Annotated in this window: 7 protein-coding genes; 3 read left to right on the top strand and 4 right to left on the bottom strand. The window is 68.0% G+C overall.

Features of this window, described 5'->3' with window-relative positions; translation table 11 throughout:
• Positions 1-10: 10 nt before the first annotated feature.
• From Q0V34_RS04665 to Q0V34_RS04655, 3 genes are all read right to left on the bottom strand, one after another.
• On the bottom strand, positions 11-937 hold the full coding sequence (locus Q0V34_RS04665) for a LysR substrate-binding domain-containing protein (RefSeq protein WP_297508484.1): 927 nt from the start codon (positions 935-937) through the stop codon (positions 11-13).
• Between the two features lie 149 nt (positions 938-1,086).
• A complete protein-coding gene (locus Q0V34_RS04660) occupies positions 1,087-3,930 on the bottom strand; it encodes a TonB-dependent receptor (RefSeq protein ID WP_297508481.1) in 2,844 nt (947 codons plus the stop codon).
• 282 nt (positions 3,931-4,212) lie between these two features.
• Positions 4,213-5,106, bottom strand: coding sequence for a LysR family transcriptional regulator (locus tag Q0V34_RS04655; RefSeq protein ID WP_297508477.1), 894 nt, complete (start codon positions 5,104-5,106; stop codon positions 4,213-4,215).
• 112 nt (positions 5,107-5,218) lie between these two features.
• Here Q0V34_RS04655 and Q0V34_RS04650 point away from each other — a divergent pair, with 112 nt between their 5' ends.
• The 3 genes from Q0V34_RS04650 to Q0V34_RS04640 all read left to right on the top strand — a co-directional run bounded on the left by Q0V34_RS04650 (position 5,219) and on the right by Q0V34_RS04640 (position 10,945).
• On the top strand, positions 5,219-5,983 hold the full coding sequence (locus Q0V34_RS04650) for an isochorismatase family protein (protein ID WP_297508474.1): 765 nt from the start codon (positions 5,219-5,221) through the stop codon (positions 5,981-5,983).
• 307 nt (positions 5,984-6,290) lie between these two features.
• The gene (locus Q0V34_RS04645; RefSeq protein WP_297508471.1) at positions 6,291-10,310 is read left to right on the top strand and encodes a Pls/PosA family non-ribosomal peptide synthetase; all 4,020 of its coding nucleotides are present in this window, start codon (positions 6,291-6,293) and stop codon (positions 10,308-10,310) included.
• Positions 10,307-10,945: a 4'-phosphopantetheinyl transferase superfamily protein gene (locus Q0V34_RS04640; RefSeq protein ID WP_297508468.1), complete on the top strand. Its 639-nt coding sequence runs from the start codon at positions 10,307-10,309 to the stop codon at positions 10,943-10,945. The genes Q0V34_RS04645 and Q0V34_RS04640 overlap by 4 nt, the downstream gene beginning before the upstream one ends.
• Positions 10,946-10,973: 28 nt before the next feature.
• Here Q0V34_RS04640 and Q0V34_RS04635 read toward each other — a convergent pair whose 3' ends face one another.
• Complete coding sequence (locus tag Q0V34_RS04635) at positions 10,974-13,817, bottom strand: bifunctional YncE family protein/alkaline phosphatase family protein (RefSeq protein ID WP_297508465.1); 2,844 nt, start codon at positions 13,815-13,817, stop codon at positions 10,974-10,976.
• Positions 13,818-13,876 lie beyond the last annotated feature (59 nt).

Here is a 13,876-nt window from a genome sequence, read left to right as displayed (position 1 = left end):
AATATAGTTATTATGCGCTTCCCCGCAGGCCGGCAAGGCGGATAAAGGCGGAAACCGCTGGAATTTCCATGTTTTCCCGCAAGGTGACAATGTAGACGCCCCCCGTTCGGGGCATGCCATGGACCGGCAGCGCCTTGAGCCGGGCGTCGTGTCCTGTCTCGCCGTCCAGAATGCAGCCGAAGCCGATGCCGTGCGCCGTGGCTTCCTTCACCGCCTCGCGGCTCTCGACGATGAAGCCCCTTTCGACGCTGGCCGCGCCCCGGCCCAGCGCGATCTCGGTCAGAGCGCGGGTGACCGACCCCTCCTCCCGCAGCACCAGTGGCAGGCCGCCCAGTTCGCGGGCCTCGATGTGGTCGCGCTGGGCGAAGGGATGGTCGACGGGCACCATCAGGTTCAGCGACTGTTCGAACACCAGATGGCAGGCCAGCACCGGATCCGGCTCCAGCAGCGAGATGATCGCCACGTCGGCGCGGCACTCCATCACGTCCTGGGTGAGGGACCGCGTATTGCCAAGGCGGGTGGTGATCTCGATGTCCGGATAGGTGCGCCGGAACTGACTGATCAGTTGCATGGCCGCCGGCGGCGTCGAGAAGCCGATCGACATGCGCCCGCGCTTCAACCCGCTGAACAGGTTGGCGGTCATCTCGAAGTCGTCGACGCGGCTGATGACCAGCCGCGCGCGCGTATAGAGCTCGCGCCCGGCGTCGGTGAGGTTCTGGTTCTGGGTGCGCCGGTTCAGCAGGCGAACCCCGCAGATCTGCTCCAGCGCGTTGATCTGGTTGGAGATGTTGGGCTGCGACACGCCCAGCACGGCGGCGGCGCGCGAGAACGAGCCCTGGTCGACGACGGTGACGAAGGCCTTCAGGGCCCCGATCGAAAGACTGCCGGTCTCGCGGCGGCGGCTACGCTCGGCGCTGTCGTCAGGCGAAACGGTCATGATTCTCTCTTCGAACGGGCCGGACGGAGCATATAAATCAGGACACCGGACCGAAACAGGCTTTGCCTTGCGAAACAGGCACTTGCCCCCCGCCCAAAGAAGAGCCCTTCCGGCGGGGCCGGAAGGGCGAGGTCAGGGATAAACCGAAATCAGTAGGCGTAGGCGACGCGCAGGATGAAGTTACGCCCGGGCTCCATGTAGTCCTTCTGGTAGCTCGGGTTCTTGCCCTTGGTCGTGTAATAGCGGTGACCGTCCAGGATGTTCTGAACGTCGAAATCGACCGTCATGCCGGGGCGAATGTTGTAGCGGGTGTGCAGGTCGAGCGACTTGTTGGGCTGAACCCATTTGTCGACCGCGTTGTCCCGCGTGTCTTCGATATAGGCCCCTTGATACTGGTAGCTGAGCTTGGCCTCGATGCCGTACTTCTGGTAGGTCAGCGAGGTGTTGTAGATCAGGTCCGGCGCCTGCAGGAACGAGATCGGATGGCCGCGGCGATAGTCGAGGCCGGTCTCCGCCGACGAGGTCTGCGAGGTGATATTGGCCTCGACGCCGAAGCCGTCGAACGGGGCCCCCAGGCCGTCGAACGACTTGATCAGGTTCAGTTCCACGCCCGTCAGGGTCGCCTTCTCGCCGTTTTGCGGCTGAGTGATGGTGATCGTGCCTTCCTTGGTGTCGGCATTGACCGAACGGCCGTTGGTGAAGATGAAGTTCTTGATCTTCTTGTGGAAAACGCCGATCGACACCAGGCTGGAACGATCCGGATAGTATTCCGCCGAAAGGTCGAAATTGAGCGACTCGCCGGGCTTGAGGTCCGGATTGCCGCGGCTGATGGCGATGATTTCCTTGGTCGCCGGATCGCGGGTCACGCTCTCGCCGCGCGAGATGTTGGCGTATTCGGGCCGCGAGAAGCTGGTCCAGACGGCGCCGCGATAGATCAGCTTCTGGCCCTGCCGATAGACGGCGGTGAAGCTCGGCAGGAAATTGGTGTAGTCGCGGCTGGTCTTGCCGAAGCCCGATTTGGAGCCGTCGTCGATCCACGCCGTGGTTTCCACCTTGGTGTGCTCGACCCGGGCGCCGGTGATGACCTCGAGGTCGCCCGAGCGGACGTGGGCCAGGGCATAGCCGGCATAGATGGTTTCCGAGCCCTTCTTGTCGTCGCGATTGAGGTCGGCGGTCGAGTAGGTGACCGGATTGGCCGCGCGCGCGGCGGTCAGGGCGGCGACGACGCGGTCACGGCTGAGGATCGAACCGTAATAGTAGCGGTCCTTGAACAAGCCATCGAGCTGACGCTCGACCAGACCGGACCCGGCCAGCGACTTGCCGTTCAGCGGCGTGCCGGAGAGGTCGCCTTCCCAGATAGGCGTGGAGTCGTATTCGCGTTCCGACTTCAGGTATTTGAAGCCGCCCTTGACGTAATCGACCAGACCGCTCGTTTCGTAGCGGGCGTCGACCTTCAGCGCGGTGCGGGCGTCGGACTGCTTGTCCTTGTTCATCGACGCGCCGTCGAACGGCAGCAGGTCGTCGCGGCGGTCGACATTGGCGGCGTAGGCCGGGAGTTGCGCCAGCGGGAAGCGCGGATCGGCCGACGACCACAGGATGCCGGTCGAGGTGAACATCGGGTCGGTCGAGCACCGGTCGCAGTTGTAGCCGATGCCGTAGTAGAGCGGCGTGCCCTTCTCGCCGTACGAGTAGCTGAGGTCGTAGTCGACCGTCAGGCGCTCGAAGCGGCTGTGACCGCCCGCGTTGATCGTATAGAGCGACGACTCCTGATCCTGGGTCTCGAAGGTGCGGGCGAACTGGAAAGCCTTGGGGTTCCAGACGCCCGAACGGCCAAACAGCGACCAGTACGACTTGCTGGACTTGCGGTCGGCGTCGGTGATGAGGCCGTCCTTATCCGCGTCGACGATCTGGGACAGGGTGTAGCCGTAGATATTGCCCTTCACCGGGTCCTTGCCGATGATCATCTGCTCGGGCTGCAGCAGGGTCGTGTCTTCCAGGTTGACCTGGGTCAGACGCGCGGTCGTGCGGCTGCGCTCGTCGGTATAGTCGTTCGTGCCCTTGCGGTTCAGCTTGGCGTACTGGCCACGAACATAGAACTCGTGATGATCGACGTGATAGTCGATCGAGAAGTTGCCGCCGAAGCGCTTCTGCTCGCCCCGACGGAAGTCCAGGTCGATGCCCGGCAGGTACATCGAGCGGCTGTCGATCGTCTCGGTCGAGTTCTTGCGCCAGCGATAGGGCTCCCACTCGCCGTCGTTTTCGGTCTCTTCGTTGGTGTAGTGGCTCTTGCCGTAATAGATCGAGCCGAACAGGCCCAGACGATCGTCGGCGAACTTGCGCGCGAGGTCGACCTGGATCTGGCCGCTGCCGGCCGGCTCGTCGTCCTTCTTGGCGCGGTCGTTGAGGCCGTAGGAGGCGAAGACGCGCAGGGTGGGCTTGCGGAAGTCGAAGGCGGTCGGGGTGACGAAGTTGACCGCGCCGCCGATGGCGTCGCCGTCCAGGTCCGGCGTCAGGGTCTTATAGACCGCGATCGCCTTCAGGCCGTTGGGCGGCAGCACCGTCATCGACATCTTGCGCGAGCTGGCGTCGGTCAAGGCCACGCGGGTGCCGTTGATCGAATAGGCGTTGTAGGTGCTGGCCAGGCCGCGAATGGAGACGTACTCGCCCTCGCCGGTCTCCTGGTTGACGACGACGTTGACGCCCGGGATGCGCGCCAGGGCGTCTGCCACGTTGGCGTCGGGCAGCTTGCCCAGGTCGTCGGCCGAGATGACGTTCACGACGCCGGTGGCCTTCTTCTGCTCCTGGATCGAGTTCACGGTCGACAGGCGCTGGCCGGTGACGACCACCGCGCTGACGGCGTCGGTGGGTTCAGCCTGGTTTTTCTGAGCCTGATTATTCGTCGTCTGAGCTCGAGCGGCCGGAACGACGGCGAGCGCGAATAGGCTGACGCCGGTCAGGGCCGCGAGCTTCAGGCGCGATGGCGGGTTGAACATGGGTGACTCCGTTGATTGTGTCCCGACGCCCGCTCAAGGCGCGCGCCGTCCCCTCCCCCCGGCGATCACCGGTGGGCTAACGACCTGAAGGCCCCAAGAGCGGGCGGATCAGGGCAGAGTTGTGCGAGGCCGGGTCCCGTTTGCGATGCGCCATTCGCGAAGCCCCCTTGCGAACAGGCATATAAGAAATGCAAATGAGATGTTTTCTTCTATACGTTTAAAGTATGACGACTTGTTGACGTCGGCCGAGCAAAGGCCCCGGCGGCCCGTCGCGGCGCGCGATCAGGCGGGGGCGCCAAACCCCTTCAGCGCCGCCTGGACGAACTCGAGAAACAGCCGGGTCTTGACCGGATAGACCTTGGTCGCGGTCACGGCATGGATCGGGACCGGGCGGATCGACCAGTCGGGCAGGACGGTGACCAGCTCTCCGCGCGCCAGGTAGGCCGACGCCATCACCTCGTCGGCCGCGGCTATCCCGAGCCCTCCGGCGGCCAGACGCAGAATGATGCCGGGGGCGTTCGCTTGAACCGGACCTCGGACGGGGATCTCCGCCCGCTCCTCCCCGCGACGCAGGACCCAAGGCTCGGCTTGTCCGGACGAGACGCTGAGACACTGATGTCGCGTCAGGTCGATTGGCGTCAGGGGCGCGCCCGCCGCCGCCAGGTAGGCGGGGCTGGCATAGAGGCCACGCCGCGCCGAGATCAGCTTGCGCGCGAAAAGATAGGGCTCCTGGGGCGTCCCTATGCGGATCGCCACATCGACGCCGTCGGCCAGCAGGTCGGCGCGTCGGGGACTGAGGTCCAGCCGCAGATCGATCTCGGGGTGGCGCTTGCAGAAGTCGACGACGACAAGCGCCAGGAAGGCCGTCGCGAAGTCCGGCGTCACCGAGACGCGGAGCGTTCCGCGCGGTCGGTGGACGAGTTCGGAAAGCTCCGCCCGCGCCCCGCGCGCGGCCTCCACGATGTCCTCGCATCGCGACAGGAACAGCGCCCCGGCTTCCGTCAGATCCACGCGGCGGGTTGTCCGCACCAGCAGCTGGGCGCCGAGCCCGGCCTCGAGTTCGGCGATGCGCCGCGAAAGCGTCGACGCCGGAACGCCCAGACGCGCCGCCGCCCGGCCGAAGTTCCGCGCTCTGGCGACCTCCACGAAGCTCGCGATATCGCGCAGCTCGTCCAAGCTATTATCCCATGAGCGGCATACTGAGCGCCGTACAGGTATCTTAATGCCGTTTCCGGCGCAATCTACTGTCGGGCGTGGTCATCAACGACCGCTCACTGAGGAGCCAGGCATGCAGGCCGAACCCACACTCGGCAGACGCGATATTCTCGCCGGTATCGCCACCGCCACCGGAGCCATTCTGGTCGCCGCCGCCGACCCTGCCGCCGCTCAGTCTCAACCCCAACCCAAGGAGACTCGAATGCGTCCGAAAAGCGGATTTCGCGCCCTGACCACCGAAAACACCGCGCTGGTCCTGGTCGACCACCAGGTCGGCACCATCGGCTGGGCGGGCGAACTCGCCAATCAAGAGGAACGCGACCAGCTCAAGATGTGGACGCGCACGATCGCGCGGTTCGCCAAGGCCGCCGGGATGCCGATCGTGCTGACCTCCAGCCTCGAGACCGAGGCGCAAGGACCGCTTCTGCCGGAGTTCCAGCAGATCCTGCCCCAGGAATACGCCGCCCGCATTCGTCGCACGGGCGTGATCAACGCCTGGGACGATCCCGCTTTCGCGGCGGCCGTCCGCGCGACGGGCAAGCATAACTTGCTGATCGGCGGGCTCACCACCGATGTTTGCCTCGTTCCGCCGGCCCTGTCGGCGAAGGAGGAGGGCTTCAACGTGGTGGCGCTCGTCGACATTTCCGCGGCGACCACCAAGCTTGGCGCGCGCACCAGCCTGACGTTGCTGAACAACGCCGGCATCGATCAGATGGTGGTGACGCCGATGATCACCTCGATGCTCGGCGACTACAAGAACAAGGTCTCCGCGGCCTTCTTCCAGGCCATGGGCGCGGAAGGCGTGTTCGACGCCTATGCCCGCGGCAATCTGCGCTGACCGCGTCCCGCCTTGGCGGATTCGGACGCCTCCGCGACGGCGCGACCGTCGCGGAGGCGAAGCCGCGTGATCGCCTGACCAACGGCCCAGCCAACGGGGGGCCGCGCTTCCAGAGGCTTAGACTAAAGCACTCAACGACGGCGTCGGCGCCGGGCTGGCATGCCGCTGCGTCTCGGCGCGGCCGGAGTCGTTTCCCGGAATGAGTTCGCCGCCCCCATGGTGGACGCTGCTCGTGGCAGACGTCAGATTCCTGTCCCAGTAGGGTGCGAATCTGCCAGGCCCCGCGCGCCGAGACGATGAGTGACGAATGGCTGATGATCTGTCGCCGACGGGCGCCTTGACCGACGACACCGTGTTCGCGCCGATAGCGCCGACCGTGCCGATCCGCGATGGCGAGCCCTATGCGCGCCACGAGCTGCTCCACGAAATCTTCGAGGCCACCTGCCGACAGCATCCGACCCGACGGGCCTTGCGGTTCCTGGCGCCCGAGCTCGACCGCACGCGTCGCGCGGAGATCAGTTACGCGGAACTCGAGGATCGCGCGTTGCGGTTCGCCCATCACCTCGCGACCTTGGGCGTCACGCGCGGCGACCGCGTGGTCCTCTGCCTGCCCCGCGGCCTCGATCAGTACATGGCCATTCTCGGCATCCTGTGGGCCGGCGCCTGCTACGTGCCGGTCGACTGGTCCTATCCCCAGGATCGCATCGACTTCATCATCGAGGACAGCGGCGCGCGTCTGGTCGTGACGGAGCGCGAGCGGGCCGGGGCGATGCCGGTCGCGACCCTGGCGCTCGACGAGGCCCTGGGCGACCTGGCCGCCCATGCCCCCGCCCCCGTCACGCGGGAGCAAACGGGCGTTCAGCCCGACGACCTGGCCTACATCATCTACACCTCCGGAACGACCGGGCGCCCCAAGGGCGTGATGATCAGCCACGCCAACGCCTGCCACCTGGTGCGTTCCGAGTGCGCCGTGCTGGCCCTGGATCCGGAAGACCGCGTCTTCGGCGGCTTCAGCCTGGCCTTCGACATGTCGGTGGAGACCATGTGGAGCGCCTTCTTCGTCGGCGCGACCTTGCTGGTGGCCTCGGAGGCCCTGGCCAAGGCGGGACCCGACGTGGCCCCCGCCTTGGCGGAGGCCGGCGTCACGGTCTGGCACGCGGTGCCCTCCCTGCTGTCGCTGGTTGACCATGAGCTGCCCGATTTGCGGCTGCTCAACCTGGGCGGCGAGGCCTGTCCGCCGGAGCTGGTCGGGCGCTGGGCCAAGCCCGGGCTGCGGCTGCTCAACACCTATGGCCCCACGGAGACGACGGTCACGGCCACCTGGACCGAGCTGCAGCCAGGTCAGCGCGTGACGATCGGCCGGCCGTTGCCCGGCTACGCCGCCTGGATCGTCGACGAGGCGCTGTGGCCGGTGCCGGCGGGGTCCGAGGGCGAGTTGATCATTGGCGGCCCCGGGGTCGGCCAGGGGTATGTCAACCGGCCCGACCTCACCGAGGCCAAGTTCGTGACCACGCCGTTCAAGACCCCGGACGGCGCGCCGACGCGGGTCTATCGCTCCGGCGATCTCGTGCGGCTCGACGCGGTCGGCGACATCGAGTTCCTGGGCCGCATCGACACCCAGGTGAAGATCCGCGGCTTCCGGGTGGAGCTTGGCGAGATCGAGTCGGTCATCGCCGAGGATCCGGCGGTGGCCCAGGCGGTGGCGCACCTGTTCCAGGACGAGGACGGCAGCGAGATGCTGGCCGCCTTCGTGGTCGCCCGAAGCGGCGCGGTCATCGACCTGGAGCCGATCCGCGCGCGGGTCAGAGACCGGCTGCCCAACTACATGCGCCCGGCGGCCTATCAGCAACTGCAGGCGCTGCCGACGCTGCCGGCCTCGGGCAAGGTCGATCGCAAGGCGCTGGTTCGACCGCGGGCCGACGTCCAAGCCGAAGGCGACGTCGAGCCGCCGGCCACGCCGATGGAAGAGACCCTGCACGCCGTCTGGGCCGAGGCGTTCGCGCCCCGCAAGGTCTCGGTGCTGGAGGACTTCTTCGAGGACCTGGGGGGGCACTCCCTGAAGGCGGCGCGCCTGGTCTCGGCTATCCGCAAGCTGCCGGGCCTGGAGGGCGTCTCGATCCAGGACCTCTATGCCGCCCCGACCATTCGCGGCCTGGCCGGCCGGCTCGGCGAACGGACGTCCAGCAAGCGCCACGCGCCCGAGGATTTCCATCGCATCGCCGATTGGAAGCGCTGGGCCTGTTACGTCGCCCAGACCCTGGCGCTGATCCCGATCTACGCGGTGGCGGGGCTGCAGTGGTTCTTCCCCTACCTGACCTACACGCACCTCGACGGCAACATGTCGAAGGTCACCGCGCTGCTGCTGAGCGGTCTCAGCTTCATCCTGATCCCGCCGCTGGCCGTGGCGGTCTCGGTCGCGGTGAAGTGGCTGGTGATCGGCCGCTACCGCGCGGGCAGCTACCCGTTGTGGGGCGCCTACTATTTCCGCTGGTGGTTCGTCAGACGGTTCTCGGAGGTGATCGCCACGCCCTACATGGCCGGGACGCCGATGATCCGCGTCTATTACCGCTTCCTGGGCGCCAAGATCGGCAAGGGCGCCTTCATCGGTCAGGGCCATATCGACGCGGCGGATCTGGTGACCCTCGGCGATGGCGCGATCCTCAGCGACGACGCGCTGCTGGCGACCAGCGCCGTCGAGCGGGGCATGCTGCATCTGGGGCCCGTGACGATCGGACCCCGCGCCTTCGTGGGATCGATGGCCGTGATGGGCCGCGACTCCTCGCTGGGCGAGGGCGCGATGCTCGAGGACCTCTCGGCCCTCGGCGCGGGTCAGCACGTGCCCGCCGGCGAGATCTGGGACGGCTCGCCCGCCCAACCGACGGGACGGGTCGCCGAGCATCGCGATGCGCCCGCCGAAACCGCCTTCACGCGGGGACGCGCGACCCTGGCCCTGATGCTGGGGGCCTTGCTCTTGCCGCTGATGGCCATTTTGCCGATCGCGCCAGGTCTGGTGATGATGATCGAGCTTGACTGGCGGACGGACGACTACGGCTACCTGGCGGTCGCGCCCCTGCTGGCCATCACCTACGTCGTGATGATGTGCGTCCTGACGGTGTTCGCCAAACAGGTCTTGTTGGGCAAGGTCAAGCCGGGCCGGTACAGCCTGAACTCTTTGTTCTACGTGCGGTTCTGGTTCGTGCAGCAGATCAACGACCTGGCGCTGCGGCTGCTGCATCCGATCTACGCGACGCTCTATGTCCTGCCCTGGTACCGGGCGCTGGGGGTCAAGGTGGGCCGCCGCGCCGAGATCTCGACCGCCGCCAAGATCGTGCCGGACCTCGTCGAGATCGGGCCCGAAAGCTTCATCGCCGACGCGGTTCAGTTCGGCGCGGCGCGCGTGGAGCCCGGCGCCATTCGCCTGGAGCACACCCGCATCGGCCGGCGCAGCTTCATCGGCAACTCCGCCCTCCTGCCGACCGGCGCGAGCATCGGCGACGAGGTGCTGATCGGGGTGCTGTCCAAGCCGCCGGAACAGGGCGAGGCCGCCAAGCCCGGCGGCACCTGGTTCGGCTCGCCGCCGATCTCGCTGCCCAGCCGGCAAGTCGTCGGCCTGTTCGACGAGGGCGCCCGGTTCAACCCGTCCAAGCGTCTGGTGGCCACGCGTCTCTCGATCGAGTTCGTGAGGGTGATCCTGTCCCTGACGGTGTTCCTGGCGCTGTTTTCCGTCCTGCTCTCGGTGGTCGGCGATCTCGACGACCTCCCCAACGGCGCCTTGCTCATCGCGCTCAGCTTCCCGTTCCTCTACATAGGGTTCGCGCTCGCCGCCGGTCTCTTCGTGGTCGCGCTGAAGTGGCTGGTGATCGGACGCTACAAGCCGACGATCCAACCGCTGTGGAGCACCTTCGTCTGGCGCACCGAGTTGGTCACGGCCACCTACGAGAACCTCGCGGTCACCAATCTGCTGGAGCCGTTGCGCGGCACGCCTTGGCTCGCGGTCTATCTTCGCCTGATGGGCTGCAAGATCGGCAAGCGCGGCTATCTCGACACGACCGACGTCACCGAGCACGACCTCGTCGAGATCGGCGACGACGTGGCGATCAACGACTTCGGGGGCCTGCAGACCCACCTCTTCGAGGACCGGGTCATGAAGGTCAGCGGCGTCCAGGTCCGCGATCGGGTCACGATCGGATCCTACGCGGTGGTTCTCTATGACGCCGAACTGGCCGACGACGCGATGCTCGGGGACCTGTCGGTGGTGATGAAGGGCGAGCTGCTGCCCGCCGGCACCTCGTGGGAAGGCTCGCCCGCGCGGATCGCGGCGCGGTGAGTTGGATCGTCGGGCCGCTGGACCTCCCGGTCCGGGCGGCCCAACCCTTCGCCTGGCTGACGTCGCTGGACAGCGCCGAGGCCGAGTCCTTGATGGCGCGCGCCGCGCTGACGCCGGCCGACTACGCGGACTTCGCCGGACGCGCCGACGCCGCGTCGCGGCTGGCGCGGCGGCGTCTGGTGAAGGGGCTGATCGCCGGCCTGGCCGATCTGCACCCCGACGCCGTCGTCATCGGCCGCTCGACGCTCGGCGCGCCGCTCGTCATGAGCCCCGACGGCTGGCACGTCAGCCTGAGCGCCCGCTGGCCCCGGTTGGCCGTCGCCGTGGCCCGACAGCCGGTCGGCGTCGACCTCGAGCGCGTCGATCAAGACCCCCCGCCGGACGACGCCTTCACGCCGGCGGAACGCGAGCGGATCGCCGGCCAGCCCCGGCTGGCCCTCGCGCTGTGGACCGCCAAGGAAGCCCACGCCAAGCGCACGGGGCGCGCCCGTCTCTACGAGGCGCGCGACATCGCCACGCGGGCCGAGGGCGGCGACCTTTTCGCGCGCTGCCGTGACCACGCGTCGCGCTGCCTCACGATCCGCGACGGCGACGTCGTCGCGACCCTCGCCGTGCGCCAGACCGATCTGGACTGAGCGAAGCGAGGGGCCGATCCGCCGCCGCTCAGCGGCAGACGGGCTGTTTCGAGAGCAGGGCGTCGCGATCGCGCGCCAGGTTCTCGCCGGTCCGCACGATCGGCTCGGGACCAGTTCCCAGCCCCCGCCACAGGGCCGCGTTGAACCGCGCGGTGTCCAGCCGATCCTCCTTGGCGAAGTTCTGGCCGGCCATGGCCTCGGCCCAGTAGGCGGCGTCGCGCACCGGGCAGGCCTGGCTCGTCCGTGTCGGCTCGAACCGATCGGCGGGGATCGGCAGGCCCGTCGCCTTCAGCACGTCGGACGCGACCGCCTGATAGGTCCAGGTCGGCGACTGCTTCAGGTCGAAGACGTCGGCCATGGGCGCGGCCATCCGCGCGTTTAGGCTCAGCGGCTTGAGGCCCAGCAGATCGCCGATCGAGCGCACCATGCTCACCGTGGTGTAGCGCGTCGAGACCACCGCCTTCTGGCGCACATAGGCGCCCAGCACGAAGGCGATCGACCGACGCGCATCGACGTGGTCGGCGCCGTTCTGCGCGTCGTCCTCGATCATGAACACGACGGTCGACTTGGCGAACGGGCTCTTGGCCAGGGACTCCAGCACGAGACCGACCGAGAAATCGTTGTCGGCCATCTGGGTCTCGACCGTGTTGACCCCGTCCAGCGCGTCCTTGAAGTCGCCGAAGTGATCGTGGCTCAGGCGCAGCAGCGTGAGCCTGGGCATGGCGCCGCTCTTGACCTGTTGCGCGAACTCGCGCCGCCACTCCATCACGCGCCAATAGTCGGCCAGACGCTGATCGAAGCCGCGGAAATAGGGATCGCTGCGGGTCGCCAGCAGCTTGTCGCTGGCGGTGTGGATGCGCGTGCGCGTCTTCCAGGGTTCGCGCAGGGGCGCGACGTCGCCCGGCTCGCCCTGATCGTACACCGAAGCGTCGGCCATGCCGTAATTGCGCACCGAGACGCCCGCCTTGATCGCCGCGCTCCACAGGAAGCCGGCGCCCTTGGCGTCGTCGTCGTCGCCGTCGGCGTCGGGCGCGGTGAGCAGGGCCTTGCCGGGCATCAGGTCCGGATCGTTCGGCGTCGCCGGATTGGTCGCCCGCCGCTCGGCCAGGCTCAGCGCCGTCGGCACGTTCCGGTCCGCCTGCTCGGCGTGATAGGACAGCCCGCGTCCCGAATAGTTCACCGGCGCGGTCTTCTCCAGAAGGTCCGGCGCGCGCGCGGCGGTGGTCCAGGTCCAGCCCGTGCTCGACTGCTCGCCACTGTCGTAGAAATTGTCGAGCGTGACGAACTGTTCGGCCAGCCGGTGGTGGTTGGGGGTCAGGCGCCGGCCGAGGATCGCGAGACTGGGGTCGCCGTTGCCCACCGGCAGATCGCCGAGCACCTGATCATAGGTGCGGTTCTCCTTGACGATGAACACCACGTGTTTGATGCGCTTGCGCAGTTCCGCCATGGTCTTGGCGGCCGCCGCGCGCTCGCGCGCCATGTCCGCGCCCAGGTTCTTGGCCACTTGCGCGGTGGTCCGGGCCAGGGCGGCGCCCGACGGCAGCGGGAAGGTCAGCAGGCCGGCCTTTTCAAGCTGGAACACATACTGGTTGGCGGAGCCGCAGGCGCTGGCCTGCGACTTGATGGACGCCACCTTGGGTCCGCAACCGCGCGGATTGGGTCCCGGCGGGCTCTTGCGGTTGATCACGAAGACCCGCCCGGCCGCGGCGTCGTACGCCACGCCGCTCGGATACCAGCCGGTGGGAACGGCGCCTTCGGTCTTGCCGTCCGCCGACAGGACGAGCAGCGCGTTGACGCCGCCCAGGGTGACCAGCAGGCGCCCGTCCGGCGTCAGCGCCAGGCCGTTGGGGTTCAGGCCCTTGCCCACGGACGGGTCGAGGCCGGGCAGCGCCAGCTTCCACTCCGCGACCAGCCGGCCCGCGTCGACATCGGCCACCGCGACGCGGTCGGCGTTGTCCTCGGTGGCGTAGAGCCGGCGGGCCTTGCCGTCCCAGAGCAGCGCGGTGGGCTCGCCGATCGTGGCGATCCGGCCGGTCACCTCGACGCCGTCCGCCGTGACCCGCAGCAGCACCAGCTGTCGATCGCGCGGGGCCGAGACCACCGCGTGAGACGCGTCGGTCCACACTACGGCGAACGGGAATTCGCCGCCCGGCGCTCCCGCCTGGGCGGGGTCGATCTTGCCCGGGCGCAGATCGCGTTCGAACACCGCCGCGCCCTTGGCCAGGTCGATCAGGCTGACCGAGTCGTTGTAGTAGTTGGCGACCAGGGCCCGGGCGCCGTCGGGGCTGACCGCGACGCCGGCGGCTTCCGGCTTCACCTTGACGCCATTGCCTTGGGCGTGACCCAGCGCGACGGGGCCGCCCGGCGCGGGGCGGAACCCCTCGGGGGCGCGGACGAAGCGATGGACCACGTCGTCCACGCCGCCGCCGACGATGAAGCCGTCGCCGTTCGGCGTCCAGGCGACGCCGGAGAAGCTGTTGGGCGTCTGAACCGTTTCCACGAAGCGGGCGCCGGTGGGCTCGACCGCGTACCGGAAGACATAGTCCTTGGATTGCCCGGCGATGATCTTGCCGTCGGGGCCGTTCACGCGGTTGTAGCCGCTGGTCAGCACCAGAACCTCGCGGCCGTCGGGGCTCGCCACGATGGCCGAGGCGCCGTCCGCCAGGGTCTCGGGGAGCGGACCGATGCGGGCCGGAAGCGGCTCGAAGACCGCGCCGGGCGCGGCCAGCGGCGTCAGCATCTGCCCCGTGGGCAAGGGCGTTGGGGCGTTCGCGTTCACCGCGGCTTGCGCCGGCGTCAAAAGCGCCCAGCACGCAAGCGCCGAGACGATCGGCGCCGCTGGACGTCCGAAGCCCGATTTGAACAGCCGCATAGCCCGCTCTCCCCTACCCTCGCGGCATCGCTAGTGCGCGCTTGCGACAATCTTGTGTC

It is taken from the genome of uncultured Caulobacter sp. (assembly GCF_947036865.1).
Lineage (GTDB): Bacteria > Pseudomonadota > Alphaproteobacteria > Caulobacterales > Caulobacteraceae > Caulobacter.
Note: the sequence above shows the minus strand (reverse complement) of the source record. Positions and strands in the feature narration are given on the sequence as shown.

Coding starts and splice junctions, on each gene's coding strand:
- Q0V34_RS04665 (WP_297508484.1), bottom strand. CDS start 937: ATGACCGTTTCGCCTGACGACAGCGCCGAGCGTAGCCGCCGCCGCGAG.
- Q0V34_RS04660 (WP_297508481.1), bottom strand. CDS start 3,930: ATGTTCAACCCGCCATCGCGCCTGAAGCTCGCGGCCCTGACCGGCGTC.
- Q0V34_RS04645 (WP_297508471.1), top strand. CDS start 6,291: ATGGCTGATGATCTGTCGCCGACGGGCGCCTTGACCGACGACACCGTG.
- Q0V34_RS04635 (WP_297508465.1), bottom strand. CDS start 13,817: ATGCGGCTGTTCAAATCGGGCTTCGGACGTCCAGCGGCGCCGATCGTC.
- Q0V34_RS04650 (WP_297508474.1), top strand. CDS start 5,219: ATGCAGGCCGAACCCACACTCGGCAGACGCGATATTCTCGCCGGTATC.